The sequence below is a fragment of the Pantoea sp. YU22 genome, from assembly GCF_003970755.1.
In the GTDB taxonomy this organism is placed as follows: Bacteria; Pseudomonadota; Gammaproteobacteria; order Enterobacterales; family Enterobacteriaceae; genus Pantoea; species Pantoea piersonii.
In genome coordinates, this window is sequence record NZ_RYDU01000009.1 from 102,625 (window position 1) to 117,176 (window position 14,552).

The following is a 14,552-nucleotide window of genomic DNA, read 5'->3' on the forward strand; positions in this document are numbered from 1 at the left end:
GGCTATTTTCAGCCATAAACGCGCCCCGGCAGGCGCGATCGCTTCCGGGTTGGCTTATCTGTCGATCAGGCCGGACGCTTTTTTAAGCATTTATGTAAAATAGCTTAACTATTTCCCTGTTCATCTACTTGCGTTTGCGGTTTTAATTCGGCGTAAAACTTCTTGATTACTTCTTCAAAAAGCGGACAGCGCTGTTTACAGCCACAAGGCCGCTCCGTAGAGAAAAATATCGCTCGGCAACAAAAAATCAGTTTTTGTAACCAGCTAATTGCAAAGAAATTATGCATTACGCCATAGCTACCGTAAAAAGATGGCAAAGACGCCAAAACCTGCCGCTGCCCTTCTTTTGTCGCTATGAGGAGAGTACATTGTGCTGGTTTGATTTCTGCGGCAGCAAAAGGATTCTGCCCACAAAGGCGATTAAAAATGACTTTTCAAATTGATAAATCCGGCAAGCTGGAAAACGTCTGTTACGACATTCGCGGGCCGGTACTTAAAGAGGCTAAACGTCTCGAAGAAGAAGGCAACAAAGTCCTCAAGCTCAATATTGGCAACCCTGCGCCTTTCGGTTTCGAAGCGCCCGACGAAATTCTGGTCGATGTGATCCGCAATCTGCCCAGCGCTCAGGGCTACTGCGATTCAAAAGGCCTCTATTCCGCGCGTAAAGCGATTATGCAGCACTACCAGGCGCGCGATATGCGCGACGTCACGGTTGAAGATATCTATATCGGCAACGGCGTTTCAGAGCTGATCGTGCAGGCGATGCAGGCGCTGCTGAACAGCGGCGACGAGATGCTGGTGCCCGCGCCCGACTATCCGCTCTGGACGGCGGCGGTGTCGCTCTCCAGCGGCAAAGCGGTGCACTATCTGTGCGACGAATCCTCAGACTGGTTCCCGGATCTTGACGATATTCGCAGTAAAATCACGCCACGCACGCGCGGCATCGTCATCATTAACCCGAACAATCCCACCGGCGCGGTTTACAGTAAAGAGCTGCTGCTGGAGATCGTTGAGATCGCGCGACAGCATAACCTGATCATTTTCGCCGACGAAATTTACGACAAGATCCTGTATGACGAAGCGCAGCACCACTCGATCGCCGCGCTGGCGCCCGATCTGCTGACCATCACCTTTAACGGCCTCTCTAAAACTTACCGCGTGGCGGGTTTCCGTCAGGGCTGGATGGTGCTTAACGGGCCGAAGAAACATGCCAAAGGCTATATTGAAGGGCTGGAGATGCTGGCGTCCATGCGTCTGTGCGCCAACGTGCCAGCGCAGCATGCGATCCAGACCGCGCTGGGCGGCTATCAGAGCATTAGCGAATTTATCGCGCCGTGCGGCCGCCTCTATGAGCAGCGCCAGCGCGCCTGGGAGCTGATCAATGATATCCCCGGCGTCAGCTGCGTGAAACCGAACGGCGCGCTCTATATGTTCCCGCGCATCGACGCGAAAAAGTTCAATATTCACGACGACCAGAAAATGGTGCTGGACTTCCTGCTGCAGGAAAAAGTGCTGCTGGTTCAGGGCTCCGCCTTTAACTGGCCGTGGCCGGATCACGTACGCATCGTCACGCTGCCGCGCGTCGACGATCTGGAGATGGCGATCGGTAAATTTGACCGTTTCCTGCAAGGGTATCGCCAGTAAAACCTGCCGCGTATACTGACAGCATTTGGGGAAGCGTGACGCTTCCCCCGTTGCTGACAGGATAACGCATGACCCGAAGCCACTTTTTCGCCCATCTTTCCCGCCTTAAACTGATCAACCGCTGGCCGCTGATGCGCAACGTGCGCACTGAAAACGTTTCTGAGCACAGTCTGCAGGTCGCGATGGTGGCGCATGCGCTCGCCGTGATTAAAAACAAAAAGTTCAACGGCAGTCTCAATGCCGATCGTATTGCGATGCTGGCGCTTTACCATGACGCCAGCGAGGTACTGACGGGCGATCTGCCGACGCCGGTTAAGTATTACAACGCGCAAATCGCTCATGAGTACAAAAAGATAGAGAAGATTGCCCAGCAGAAGCTGATCGAGATGCTTCCTGAAGAACTGCAGGAGGTTTACCGCCCGCTGCTTGATGAGCATCAGCACAGCGAAGCGGAACAGTCGGTGGTAAAACAGGCGGACGCGCTCTGCGCCTATCTGAAATGTCTGGAAGAGCTTTCCGCAGGCAATAATGAGTTCCTGCTGGCCAAGGCGCGTCTGGAGAAAACCCTGCAGCAGCGCCGTTCGCCGGAAATGGACTATTTCGTCGAGGTGTTTATTCCCAGCTTCAGCCTGTCGCTGGACGAAATCTCGCAGGATTCACCGCTGTAACGCGGCGGCGTGATGCCGCCGCCTGGTTTTATCTTTTCAGGTGCAGGGAAAAGCCGCCTTCGGCCTGCGGCGTAACCTGCAGTGACGCTAGCGAGTTAAGCTGCATCAGGGTTTCCGTCAGGCGCGGCGTATCGACGGGCGCATTGAGTGCGATAACCGCGCAGCGGGCGTTCAGACCAGAGAGGATCCCGGCTGGCGCGTCCTCCACCACCACGCACTTCTCCGCCGGCAGTGCCAGTTTTTGCGCCCCGAGCAGATAGGGATCCGGCTCCGGCTTGCCCTTCTCGACCTGTTCGGCAGTAATAAAGACCGACGGCAGCGGCAGGCCAGCAGCTTGATGGCGCGCCTGCGCTACCGGTTTTGTGCCGGACGTTACGATAGCCCAGGGGATCTGCAGCGCATCTAAATGTGTCAGCAGCGCGTGCGCACCCGGCAATGCGCGCACGCCGTCGGTGTCCTGCGCTTCTATTTGCTCCAGCGCGCGAAACTCCGCCTGAATGGCCGCCTCCGGCTGACCCGCCATAAAATGGCGCAGCGAGGTGATCGCCTGCTTGCCGTGAATAAAACTCAGAATCTCATCGGCTGCGATGCCGTGCCGCGCTCCCCAGTTACTCCACGCCCGCTCTACGGCAGGCAGAGAGTCCACCAGCGTGCCATCCAGATCAAACAAAAAACCGCAATAGGTCACAGGCCACTCCCGTCAGGCGTTAATAATCTGCGCGATTTCAGTCGCGCTCAGGTGATACTGACGCGGACAAGTGTGCCATACCGCTCGCATACGTTGATACTTTTCCCACATCGGCGTCTGCGCGTTAAAGCCGTGGGTGCCGGAATCGAAGTGAGTATAACGCCCTTCGGTATTCACCATAAAACGTACGTAGCCGAGATAGCGCGCTTCGGTGGCGGCATCAAAGCCAAGGAAAGCGAGCCGACGCTCATCCAGCGAGGCTTTATCGCCAAGATTGGCAAAGGAGACATGCAGCGCATGGTGCATCTCCATAATGTCGATAATGGTACGACAGGTTTCTTCCGTCAGTTCACCGAACTCTTTATCCAGCTCGCGCATCTGCAGCCCGTAGCCGCGCTCGATTATGGTCTGATAACGACGATAGCGCTCGGCGTTATCCGGCTCCAGCATCGCCATAATCTTGTACTGGTTAGAGAGAATCAGACGCTGTGCGTGGGTCATTTCCATCAGAGGCTCCTGGGCCGAACGGCCGCTCAAGAATTAGACGGGAAATGATGGCATAAGGCGGGTGATGCGGGTACGCCCGCATCACTTTTCTTTGATTTAACCCCGGCTGAGCGGCAAATTCTCTCAGCGGGAAAAAGGCGGTCGATCAAAGATCGTCAAGGAAGGTGCGATCCAGCTGCTTAAATGCCCGCTTGAGCAGGTCGGCAAGCGCCTGATAGGTCGGCTTACCCTCAACCGGCGCAATCGCCTGTCCCGCTTCTTCCAGCCGGGCGCGCACCTCATGGAACCAGTGCAGCAGCGTGGGCGGTAGCGGCGTTACCGAGCGCTTGCCCAGCCACCACAGGCCCTGCATCGGCAAGCTACAGGCAAAGAGCGCGGTAGCGACTGCCGGCCCCAGCTGTCCGCCCAGCGCGATTTGCCAGCTCAGCGTAAAAACAGCCAGCGGCGGCATAAAGCGGATCGCAAAACGGGTCACGCTCGATACACGGTTTTCAGGAAAGACAGGCGCGAGGCGTTTGTCATTCGGCCAGGTCTTCATATAGTGCTGGCCGTTTTGAAAAATACGGAACCAGCCAGTAGTGCCAGAATCATTCGCCATGGCGGACCTCAACTAAAACAGCAAAAAATAAAATTATTTTATAACTACACAACTTTACGTGACATCCTTCAAAAATTTTTGTCTTTAAAGGGGACACTCGCTATTCTGACCCAGCCTCAATAACGTACTGGAAGCGGGTAAGAAGGTAAACGACAAACGTAACGGCCGGCTTTCGCTAAGCAAATTTCAAAAAATTGCGTAAAATTACCGAAATTTTTTTGCGGAGAAGCAACATTTTGACTACCGCAACGGGGTTATCATTAATCTCCCCGCTTTCATGGGCTACGCTGATAGTCTGATTGCCTTATTTTTAGCCACTTTTAACAAATAGGTACTTCCATGTCGAGTAAGTTAGTACTGGTTCTGAACTGCGGCAGCTCTTCACTGAAGTTCGCCATCCTGAATGCCGCCAGCGGAGAGGAATACCTGTCCGGTCTGGCTGAATGCTTCCACCTTCCGGAAGCGCGCATTAAATGGAAACTGGACGGAGAAAAACACGAAGCCCCTCTTGGTGCCGGCGCCGCTCACAGCGAAGCCCTGAATTTCATCGTTAAAACTATTCTGGCACAAAAACCAGAGCTTTCGGCACAAATTGCTGCAATTGGTCATCGCATCGTTCATGGCGGTGAGCAACTGACTGAATCTGTCGTTATCACCGATGCTGTGGTGCAGGGCATTAAAGACAATGCCTCTTTCGCGCCGTTGCACAATCCGGCGCATCTGATCGGCATTGAAGAGGCGATGAAAAACTTTCCGCATCTTTCCGATAAAAATGTGGCGGTTTTCGACACGGCGTTCCATCAGACGATGCCGGAAGAGTCTTATCTCTATGCCCTGCCCTACCATCTCTATAAAGAGCATGGTGTTCGCCGCTACGGCGCGCACGGCACCAGCCATTACTATGTGACGCACGAAGCGGCCAGGATTCTGAACAAACCGGTCGACGAGCTGAACATCATTACCTGTCACCTCGGCAACGGCGCATCCGTCGCGGCGGTGCGCAACGGCAAGTGCGTCGATACCTCAATGGGACTGACGCCGCTCGAAGGCCTGGTCATGGGCACCCGCAGCGGCGACATCGACCCGGCTATCATCTTCTATCTGCACGATACGCTGGGCATGAGCGTCGATGCCATCAACAAGCTGCTGACTAAAGAGTCCGGCCTGCTGGGCCTGACCGGCGTCACCAGCGACTGCCGCTACGTTGAAGATAACTACGAAACCAAAGAGGACGCGAAACGCGCCATGGATGTATTCTGCCATCGTCTGGCAAAATATATCGGCAGCTACAGCGCCATGATGGAAGGCCGACTGGATGCGGTGATCTTTACCGGCGGCATCGGCGAAAACGCGGCGATGGTACGTGAGCTATCGCTGAAAAAGCTGGGCCTGCTCGGCTTCGAGGTTGACCACGAGCGCAACCTGGCAGCGCGCTTCGGCAAATCCGGCTTTATCAATAAAGAGGGCACTCGCCCGGCTATTGTAATTCCGACCAACGAAGAGCTGGTGATCGCCCAGGATGCGGCGCGTCTTACCGCCTGATTTTTCCTTCACCGTCAGCTTCGGCTGACGGCGTTGTTTTGACACTACCTAAAGCGAGGTTCAAACGTGTCACGTACAATTATGCTTATTCCTACCGGCACCAGCGTCGGCCTGACCAGCGTCAGCCTCGGCGTGATCCGTGCCATGGAGCGTAAAGGCGTTCGTCTCAGCGTCTTTAAACCTATCGCGCAACCGCGCGCTGGCGGCGATAAGCTGGACCAGACCACGATGATCATCCGCAAGAACTCGTCGATTCCCGCCGCCGATCCGCTCAAAATGTCGCGCGTGGAGTCACTGCTGGGCGCTAACCAGCAGGACGTGCTGATGGAAGAGATCATCGCTCGCTACCATGAAAACACCAAAGATGCGGAAGTGGTGCTGGTAGAAGGTCTGGTGCCGACGCGTAAACACCAGTTCGCCAACGCGCTCAACTATGAGATCGCCAAGACGCTGAACGCCGAAATCGTCTTTGTTATGGCGCTTGGTAACGACTCCCCTGCCCAGCTCAAAGAACGTATCGAACTGACGCAGAGCAGCTTCGGCGGCAGCAAAAACAAAAACATCACCGGCGTCATTATCAACAAGCTGAATGCGCCGGTGGATGAACAGGGACGCACGCGCCCCGATCTGTCGGAAATTTTCGACGACTCCACCAAAGCCAGCGTCGCCAATATCGATCCGAAACAGCTGTTCGCCGACAGTCCGCTGCCGGTGCTGGGCTGCGTGCCCTGGAGCTTTGATCTGATCGCCACGCGCGCCATTGATATGTGTCGCCACCTTGACGCCGAAGTGATCAACGAAGGCGAGATCGCCACTCGTCGCGTCAAGTCGGTGACCTTCTGCGCGCGCAGCCTGCCGCATATGCTGGAGCATTTCCGTCCAGGTTCGCTGCTGGTAACCTCAGCGGACCGTCCCGATGTGCTGGTGGCCGCCTGTCTCGCCGCGATGAACGGTGTAGAGATTGGGGCCATTCTGCTGACCGGCGGCTACGAAATTGACAGCCGCATCGCGAAGCTGTGCGAGCGCGCCTTCCAGACCGGCCTGCCGGTATTTATGGTGAAAACCAACACCTGGCAAACCTCGCTCAGCCTGCAGAGCTTCAACCTCGAAGTGCCCAGCGACGATACCCAGCGCGTTGAAAAAGTGCAGGAGTATGTCGCCAGCTATATTAACGCCGACTGGATCGAGTCGCTGACGGCCACCTCTGAGCGCAGCCGTCGCCTGTCGCCGCCGGCCTTCCGCTATCAGCTGACCGAGCTGGCGCGCAAAGCGGGCAAACGCATCGTGCTGCCGGAAGGCGATGAGCCGCGTACCGTTAAAGCGGCCGCTATCTGCGCCGAGCGCGGCATCGCTACCTGCGTGCTGCTGGGCAATCCAGATGAGATCCAGCGCGTCGCCGCCGCACAGGGCGTCGAACTGGGCAAAGGCATCGAGATCGTGGATCCGGAAGTGGTGCGCAACAACTATGTGCCTCGTCTGGTCGAGCTGCGTAAAAACAAAGGCATGACCGAAGTGGTTGCGCAGGAGCAGCTGGAAGACAACGTGGTGCTCGGCACCATGATGCTGGAGAGCGGCGAAGTCGACGGTCTGGTGTCGGGCGCCGTGCACACCACCGCCAATACCATTCGTCCGCCGCTGCAGCTGATCAAGACCGCGCCGAACAGCTCGCTGGTCTCCTCAGTGTTCTTTATGCTGCTGCCGGAGCAGGTGCTGGTTTACGGCGACTGCGCCATCAACCCGGACCCGACGGCGGAGCAGCTGGCGGAAATCGCCATTCAGTCTGCGGACTCTGCGCATGCCTTCGGCATCGAACCGCGCGTGGCGATGATCTCCTACTCGACCGGCACCTCCGGCGCAGGCAGCGACGTGGAGAAAGTTCGCGAAGCTACACGCATTGCACAGGAGAAGCGCCCGGATCTGGTGATCGACGGTCCGCTGCAGTATGACGCGGCGATTATGGAAGATGTGGCCAAATCCAAGGCGCCAAACTCTGCGGTCGCGGGTCGCGCTACGGTCTTTATCTTCCCGGATCTCAACACCGGCAACACCACCTACAAAGCGGTACAGCGTTCGGCGGATCTGATCTCTATCGGTCCGATGCTGCAGGGTATGCGCAAGCCGGTTAACGACCTGTCGCGCGGCGCGCTGGTCGACGATATCGTCTACACCATCGCCCTGACCGCGATTCAGTCGCAGCAGGCGGAAGGCTAAGCTCTCTCCACACAGGGAGTGATCTTTGACCTTTGAGTCCTCTAAAGAGCATGCGCGAGCGTGCTCTTTTTTTATCCTCTTCTCACTGGCGAAACTCGCCCGCCACGCTAACACTGAAAAGATCCCGTTTCAGCGCACCAGCGAGGTTCCGCCATGATCGACAGCGAGTTGCATACTCGTCGCCTGAACGCAACGCCGCGCGGCGTGGACGTCATGTGCGTTTTCTTTATGGTGAAGGCTGAAAACAGCAGCTTTACGCAACAGACCGTTTTCTGCGCCTGGAAAGCACAAACTTAAGTACGCAAAAACAAAAAACGCCCATCAGGGCGTTTTTTTAACAGGTCTAACTTACGCGTCGCCGTTGCGCGTCAGCCAGAGCGACAGCGCCTTGAGCGAGTCATCGGTAAATTCATCGCAGCGCGCGGTAATCTCGTCCGCGGTCATCCAGAACACCTCATCCACCTCTTCTTCCTGCATGGCGAACGGGCCGTGGTAAACGCAGCTGAACAAACCGCCCCAGACGCGGACATGCTCATCTTCGAAGTAGAACTTGCCGTGCTCGGCGAAAGGCACATCGGCAATGCCCAGCTCCTCCTCGGCCTCGCGGCGCGCCGATTCCAGCAGATCTTCGCCGCTCTGCACCACGCCGCCTGCGGTGGCGTCCAGCATGCCGGGCATGAAGTCTTTGGTCTCGGTGCGGCGCTGCACCAGAATCTTGCCTGCGCCGTCATGCACCACGATATAGGTGGCGCGATGACGCATACGCTGCGCGCGCATCTGCGCGCGTGTCGCCTGCGCAATCACTTCATTCTCTTCATTGACGATATCGACCCACTCGATGCCGTCGCCCGCGGTTTGATCCACCATCCGGTAACCCTTTTCTGTTCTGGCGTGCCGTGCGACACGCGCCTGATTGCCACGTCGTTGTTATAGTGTGCTGTAAGGTAATCACTTCCGCTCGCCTGAGCAAGCGGCGCAAACTATCGTTGTTTGCCGCTTTCCGCCAGCCAGAGCTGAACCGAGGCGCGCTGCCACTGAAATTCAGCATATTCCCTGAGCTTATCGGGCAGCGCGTCGCCGTGCAGCGCCAGTCGATTCAGCATCACCGCCAGATCCGTGTCGGCAACAGACCACTCGCCAAATAAATTCTGCTGGTTATCCGGCAACAGACGCAGACTCGCCGCAATCAGTTTCTCCACCGCCTGCGTGGCCGCCGGGGTCAGCGGCGGGAAACGCTCGCCCGCAAACAACACTTCAGTTGGCCGCTCCTGACGAATCGGCATGAAATCGCTGCGCAGCCAGGCCTGCACCTCGCGTGCCCGCGCGCGCTTCTCGCGATCGCGCGGGTAGAGTCGCTCAAACTCAGGGGCAGGAAAACGCTCTTCCAGATATTCAGCGATAGCAGAGGACTCGCTCAGTACAAACTCATCAACCTGCAGCGTCGGCACGCGACAGGTCAGCGACAGCGCGCGGTAATCGCTGGCGAACTGCTGATTTTGCGAGAGATCGACGCGTTTAAGCGTAAAGGGCACCCCTTTTTCCGTGAGCGCAACGTAAACCGACATGGCGTAAGGACTAAAAAACGATGAATCAGACCACAGGGTGATGGACGGGTAATTCATCTGCTACCTCAACTGGCTTTTCCGGGTAGCCTGATATTTACCGACTTTTTTTCAGCAAAGCAATCTCCTGCTGGTCCGATCTTCTCAAAGCGCGACGCAGTGCAGCAGCGCGCGGCCGCGCTTCTTCTATGCTGAAACAGTGCGTATCAGAAAAATGATAAGGAGACGCGAGATGCACATACTTATGACCGGTGGCACCGGACTCATCGGCCGCCATCTTATTCCACGCCTGTTAACGCTGGGACATCAGGTCAGCGTTGTTACGCGCGATGTCGCCGCCGCGCGCGAAAAGCTCGACGCGGGCGTCGCGCTCTGGTCAGGACTGGCGCAGCAGCAAAACCTTGACGGCATCGACGCGGTTATCAACCTCGCGGGCGAACCCATTGCCGACAAGCGCTGGACCGAACAGCAGAAGCAACTGCTGTGCGAAAGCCGCTGGCAAATTACCGAACGCATCGCCTCGCTGATTAACGCCAGCCACTCTCCGCCGCGCGTATTGATCTCCGGCTCGGCAACTGGCTACTACGGCGATACCGGCGAGCTGGTGATGACAGAGGAGGATCAGGGCCAGGAAGAGTTTACCCACAGCCTCTGCGCGCGCTGGGAGCAGCTGGCGCTCAGCGCCCAGAGCGAGCGCACCCGCGTCTGCCTGATGCGTACCGGCGTGGTGCTGGCCAGCGAAGGGGGCGCGCTAAGTAAAATGAAGCTGCCGTTCAGGCTCGGCGTCGGCGGCCCCATCGGCAGCGGTAAACAGTATCTGCCATGGATCCATATCGACGATATGGTGAACGCCATCCTCTGGCTGCTGGATCATGACGAACTCAGCGGCCCGTTCAATATGGTGGCGCCCTACGCGGTGCGCAACGAGCAGTTCGCCGCCACGCTCGGCCATGTTATGCATCGCCCGGCTTTTATGCGCACGCCCGCCAGCGCCATCAAAATGATGATGGGCGAATCGGCGGTGCTGGTGCTTGGAGGTCAGCATGTGCTGCCGAAACGGCTGGAAGCCTCCGGCTTCGGCTTTCGCTGGTATGATTTGCAGGAGGCGTTGCAGGATGTGGTGGGGAAACCGGCAGGCAAAGGCGCGGCTTAACGGCCGCCTCCTCCGCGTAACGGAGGAGGCGGAAGTCTACTTCAGCGAGCCTTTCAGAAACTGCTGCAGGCGTGGGCTTTTCGGACTGCCAAACAGCGCGTCCGGCGGCCCTTCCTCTTCAATCTTGCCCTGATGCAGAAAGATCACGTGGCTGGAGACGTGACGCGCAAATTCCATTTCATGGGTGACCACCACCATGGTTTTGCCCTCCTCCGCCAGCTTCTGCATGATACGCAGCACTTCGCCCACCAGTTCAGGATCGAGCGCCGAGGTCGGTTCGTCGAACAGCAGCACTTCCGGCTCCATCGCCAGCGCGCGCGCGATAGAGACGCGCTGCTGCTGACCGCCGGAAAGGTGCACCGGATATTTCGCCTGCGCACGTTCGTCGATGCCAACCTTGTTGAGATAGTTGATGGCGCGGGTGCGGGCCTCCGCCTTGCTGAGCCCCAGCACCTGAATCGGCGCCTCCATCACGTTCTCCAGCACCGTCATGTGGCTCCACAGGTTAAAGTGCTGGAACACCATGGTCAGCCGGGTGCGCAGCGAACGCAGCTGCTCTTTATTGGCGACCTTGAGCTGACCGTCCGTGTCGCGCACCAGATTGATCGGCTCGTTGGTGACGGAGATAGTGCCTTCGCTCGGTTTCTCCAGGAAATTAATGCAGCGCAGGAAGGTACTTTTCCCCGAGCCGGACGATCCAATGATGCTGATGACATCGCCCGCATCGGCCTGTAAAGAGACGCCTTTTAATACTTCATGGTCACCGTAACGCTTATGCAGTTCGGTCACGCTCAGTTTGTTATCAGCCATAGTTCCACTCAATGCGATGACGAAGGTTTGATGTGTGCGAGGAAGCGGCGCTCCGCCAGACGGAACAGGCTAATCAACACATAAGAGATAATCAGATAGAGCACCGCCGCAAGGCCGAACGCGGTAAAAGGCTGATAGGTCGCCGAGTTAATATCGCGCGCGATCTTCAGCAGGTCCGGCACCGTTGCGGTAAAGGCGAGCGCCGTAGAGTGCAGCATCAGGATCACTTCATTGCTGTAGGCAGGCAGCGCGGTGCGCAGCGCCGACGGCAGAATAATGCAGCGATAGAGCTTGAAGGTCGAGAAGCCATAGGCGCGCGCCGCCTCGATCTCGCCGTGCGGTACGGCGCGGATCGCCCCGGCGAAGATCTCCGTGGTATAGGCGCAGGTGTTAAGGGTAAACGCCAGCAGCGTACAGTTCAGCCCGCTGCGAAAAAAGGCGTTCAGCAACTCCGAGCCTTTCACCACTTCCAGCGTATACATGCCGGAGTAGAACACCAGCAGCTGCACATAAAGCGGCGTACCGCGGAACACATAGGTAAAGAGCCAGACCGGCATGCTGACAAAGCGGTTCGGCGACACGCGCGCGATCGCCAGCAGCACCGCCAGACAGCCGCCGATGACTACCGAGAGGATCAGCAGCCATAAGGTAATGGCGACGCCGGTAAAGCGGTAGCCGTCGGTCCAGAGCAGGGATTTCCAGTACTCCTGAATAATGTCGATCATAGCTCTGCCCTTTTTACGCCGACTGAGTAGCGGCGATTCAGCCACCACAGCACGCCGTTAGACAGCGTGGTAAAGATGAGATAGATAGCGCCCGCGACAATGGCGAAGTAGAACGGCTGCCAGGTACTTTTTCCCGCCAGCTGCGTCGCCTTCACCACATCCTCCAGCCCCAGCAGCGACACCAGCGCCGTGGCTTTTAGGATCACCTGCCAGTTGTTGCCGATGCCCGGCAGCGCATAACGCATCATGCCGGGGAACAGGATGCGGCGAAACACCTGCGAACCGGTAAAGCCGAACGCCGTAGCGGCTTCGATCTGCCCTTTCGGCACTGCGAGAAACGCGCCGCGAAAAGTTTCGGTAAAGTAGGCGCCGTAAATAAACCCGAGCGTAATAATACCGGCCACCATCGGGTCGATATCGAACTGGGCAAGGCCCATAGCGTCGGTGAGCGTGTTAAGCGCGATCTGCAGACCGTAAAAGATCAGCAGCATCAGCACCAGATCGGGCACGCCGCGAATCAGCGTGGTATAGCCTTCAGACAGCATCGCCAGCGGGCGACTGCGGGAGAGTTTCGCGCCCGCGCCAATCAGGCCGAGCACCACCGCCAGCACGACTGAACTGAGTGCCAGCTCCAGCGTGACCAGGGTGCCTTTCAGAATAACATCGGAATAGCCGTACAACATTTAATCAATCCTGTCGTGGAGAAAGATGAATGTCCTGCCCGCGGGCGCGCCAGCGGGCAGTCCTGACCAGATTTTGCGTTGCGCCGTGCGGCTCAACGAAGAGGGATCAGGCAAAGGTCGACAGGGTTAGTCACCGTACACATTGAAATCAAAATACTTTTTCGCGATCTTATCGTAGGTGCCATCTTTGCGCATCGCTTCGAACGCCTTATCGATAGCCGCTTTCAGCTCGCTGTCATCTTTACGCAGTCCCATACCGGTGCCGACGCCGAAAATCTTGTCGTCTTTAACCGCCGGACCGGCGAAGGCGTAATTTTTGCCAACCGGCTGCTTCAGAAAGCCTTCGCTCGCCTGCACTTCATCCTGGAACGCCGCATCGATACGGCCTGCGTTCAGATCCTGATAGACCAGATCCTGGTTAGCGTAAGGCGTAACGTTAACGCCTTTGGGCCGCCAGTTTTGATTGGCGTAAGTTTCCTGCGTGGTGCCCTGCAGCAGGCCGATGTTTTTACCCTTCAGCGACTCGATGGTCGGCTGGATCGGCGAGCCTTTCGGCGCGACGAGACGGGCGTTGGCCGCATAGAGTTTGTCGGAGAAAGCGATCTCTTCCTGACGTTTCGCGGTAATAGAGAGCGACGAGATGATGGCGTCGATTTTCTTCGCCTTCAGCGAAGGGATCAGCGCATCGAAGTCGCTTTCGACATAGGTGCACTTGGTATTCATGCGTTTACAGATTTCGTTAGCGAGATCGATATCGAAGCCTACTAACTGTCCTTGCGCGTTTTTCGATTCAAACGGCGGGTAAGTTGGGTCAGTCCCAATGCGAATCGACGACGGCACCGCGGCGAAAACGCTGGCGGCGCTGGTCAGGCCCAGCATGAGAGAAAGAGCCAGAACTCGCTTTTTCATAGATTACCCTCAGTGAAGTGCTTTTTGTTATGGGTGCGTGATGTGTGTTTGCGCTTGTTAAGCCACATATTTCTTGCATATTTCATGCCAGCAATGCAAGCCATTAGCGCGCCCGGCAGAACGCCAGCGAGGCGATTCCACCGGGTTTGTGAGGGGAATATATCAGTGATGTAAGAGAGAAAAAGCGACTTTGTTAACTTTTGGTGCATCAAATGCACGAAGAGTGATCGCCCACGCGCATTTGCACCTCAATAGTGCAAAATCTGACGGTCATGCACCGTTCCAGCGCGTAAAAAGATCCTGCGGCAGCGTGATATCGAACTGATCAACCACGCGATTCACCGTCTGATCCACCAGCTCCATGATCGACTGCGGTCGATGGTAGAAGGCTGGCACCGGCGGCATGATGACCGCGCCCAGCTCGGCGGCAGTGGTCATCATACGCAGATGGCCGATATGCAGCGGGGTTTCGCGCACGCCCAACACCAGCTTGCGCTGCTCTTTCAGCACAACGTCGGCGGCGCGCGTCAGCAGACTGTCGCTGTAGCTGTGCACGATGCCGGAAAGAGTTTTCATCGAACAGGGCAGGATCGCCATGCCAAGGGTCTTGAACGACCCTGAAGAGATGCTGGCGGCAATATCGCGCACGTCATGCACCACGTCCGCCAGCGCCTGCACTTCACGCAGCGTATAGTCCGTCTCGAGACTCAGGGTTTGTCGTGCCGCCGGACTCATCACCAGATGGGTTTCCACCTCGCTGACCTGCTGCAACACCTGCAGCAACCGCACGCCGTAGATCGCGCCGCTTGCGCCCGAGATGCCAATGATGAGTCGTTTCATACTTCTTCCTTG

General features: G+C 57.1%; 16 protein-coding genes. 6 read left to right on the forward strand and 10 right to left on the reverse strand.

The genetic code is table 11. The features are described from left to right. Nucleotides 1–426: 426 nt before the first annotated feature. Together EKL29_RS14185 and yfbR are read left to right on the forward strand one after the other, a co-directional pair. The gene (locus EKL29_RS14185; protein ID WP_126690010.1) at nt 427–1,644 is read left to right on the forward strand and encodes a pyridoxal phosphate-dependent aminotransferase; all 1,218 of its coding nucleotides are present in this window, start codon (nt 427–429) and stop codon (nt 1,642–1,644) included. Nucleotides 1,645–1,712: 68 nt separating this feature from the next. After that, nucleotides 1,713–2,312, forward strand: a complete 600-nt coding sequence (gene yfbR, locus EKL29_RS14190; RefSeq protein ID WP_120453074.1) for a 5'-deoxynucleotidase — start codon at nt 1,713–1,715, stop codon at nt 2,310–2,312. A 28-nt stretch (nt 2,313–2,340) separates the two neighbouring features. Here the strand turns inward: yfbR and EKL29_RS14195 are convergent, their stop codons facing one another. From EKL29_RS14195 to yfbV, 3 genes are all read right to left on the reverse strand, one after another. Beyond that, on the reverse strand, nt 2,341–3,000 hold the full coding sequence (locus EKL29_RS14195) for a sugar phosphatase (RefSeq protein ID WP_126690011.1): 660 nt from the start codon (nt 2,998–3,000) through the stop codon (nt 2,341–2,343). Between the two features lie 12 nt (nt 3,001–3,012). After that, nucleotides 3,013–3,507, reverse strand: coding sequence for a YfbU family protein (locus EKL29_RS14200; RefSeq protein ID WP_126690012.1), 495 nt, complete (start codon nt 3,505–3,507; stop codon nt 3,013–3,015). Between the two features lie 145 nt (nt 3,508–3,652). Continuing rightward, entirely contained in the window at nt 3,653–4,105 is a 453-nt protein-coding gene (gene yfbV, locus EKL29_RS14205; RefSeq protein ID WP_120453069.1) for a terminus macrodomain insulation protein YfbV, read from the reverse strand. 339 nt (nt 4,106–4,444) lie between these two features. Between yfbV and ackA the strand changes: the two genes are divergently transcribed. From ackA to EKL29_RS23120, 3 genes are all read left to right on the forward strand, one after another. Next, entirely contained in the window at nt 4,445–5,647 is a 1,203-nt protein-coding gene (gene ackA, locus EKL29_RS14210; protein ID WP_126690013.1) for an acetate kinase, read from the forward strand. Nucleotides 5,648–5,713: 66 nt separating this feature from the next. Then, the gene (gene pta / locus EKL29_RS14215) at nt 5,714–7,858 is read left to right on the forward strand and encodes a phosphate acetyltransferase (RefSeq protein ID WP_205685215.1); all 2,145 of its coding nucleotides are present in this window, start codon (nt 5,714–5,716) and stop codon (nt 7,856–7,858) included. 153 nt (nt 7,859–8,011) lie between these two features. Then, nucleotides 8,012–8,155, forward strand: coding sequence for a hypothetical protein (locus EKL29_RS23120; protein ID WP_158618935.1), 144 nt, complete (start codon nt 8,012–8,014; stop codon nt 8,153–8,155). A 51-nt stretch (nt 8,156–8,206) separates the two neighbouring features. On the opposite strand, the gene yfcD is transcribed toward EKL29_RS23120, so the two are convergent. Together yfcD and yfcF are read right to left on the reverse strand one after the other, a co-directional pair. Next, nucleotides 8,207–8,725 carry an NUDIX hydrolase YfcD gene (gene yfcD / locus EKL29_RS14220; RefSeq protein ID WP_120453064.1) on the reverse strand — a complete coding sequence of 173 codons (519 nt, stop codon included), beginning with the start codon at nt 8,723–8,725 and terminating at the stop codon, nt 8,207–8,209. Nucleotides 8,726–8,838: 113 nt separating this feature from the next. Beyond that, nucleotides 8,839–9,480 (reverse strand): glutathione transferase, encoded by a 642-nt coding sequence (gene yfcF, locus EKL29_RS14225; RefSeq protein ID WP_126690014.1) that lies wholly within the window; start codon nt 9,478–9,480, stop codon nt 8,839–8,841. A gap of 172 nt (nt 9,481–9,652) precedes the next feature. On the opposite strand from yfcF, the gene EKL29_RS14230 reads away from it, so the two are divergent. Next, nucleotides 9,653–10,573 (forward strand): TIGR01777 family oxidoreductase, encoded by a 921-nt coding sequence (locus EKL29_RS14230; protein ID WP_120453061.1) that lies wholly within the window; start codon nt 9,653–9,655, stop codon nt 10,571–10,573. Nucleotides 10,574–10,609: 36 nt separating this feature from the next. Here the strand turns inward: EKL29_RS14230 and hisP are convergent, their stop codons facing one another. From hisP to EKL29_RS14255, 5 genes are all read right to left on the reverse strand, one after another. Beyond that, nucleotides 10,610–11,383, reverse strand: coding sequence for a histidine ABC transporter ATP-binding protein HisP (gene hisP / locus EKL29_RS14235; RefSeq protein WP_120453059.1), 774 nt, complete (start codon nt 11,381–11,383; stop codon nt 10,610–10,612). 8 nt (nt 11,384–11,391) lie between these two features. Next, nucleotides 11,392–12,108, reverse strand: coding sequence for an ABC transporter permease (locus EKL29_RS14240; protein ID WP_120453058.1), 717 nt, complete (start codon nt 12,106–12,108; stop codon nt 11,392–11,394). Further along, on the reverse strand, nt 12,105–12,791 hold the full coding sequence (locus EKL29_RS14245) for a histidine ABC transporter permease HisQ (protein WP_120453056.1): 687 nt from the start codon (nt 12,789–12,791) through the stop codon (nt 12,105–12,107). Before EKL29_RS14245 ends, EKL29_RS14240 begins: the two co-directional genes overlap by 4 nt. A gap of 126 nt (nt 12,792–12,917) precedes the next feature. Further along, complete coding sequence (gene argT, locus EKL29_RS14250; RefSeq protein ID WP_120453055.1) at nt 12,918–13,700, reverse strand: lysine/arginine/ornithine ABC transporter substrate-binding protein ArgT; 783 nt, start codon at nt 13,698–13,700, stop codon at nt 12,918–12,920. 270 nt (nt 13,701–13,970) lie between these two features. After that, nucleotides 13,971–14,540, reverse strand: coding sequence for a UbiX family flavin prenyltransferase (locus EKL29_RS14255; RefSeq protein WP_033750543.1), 570 nt, complete (start codon nt 14,538–14,540; stop codon nt 13,971–13,973). Nucleotides 14,541–14,552: the final 12 nt, after the last annotated feature.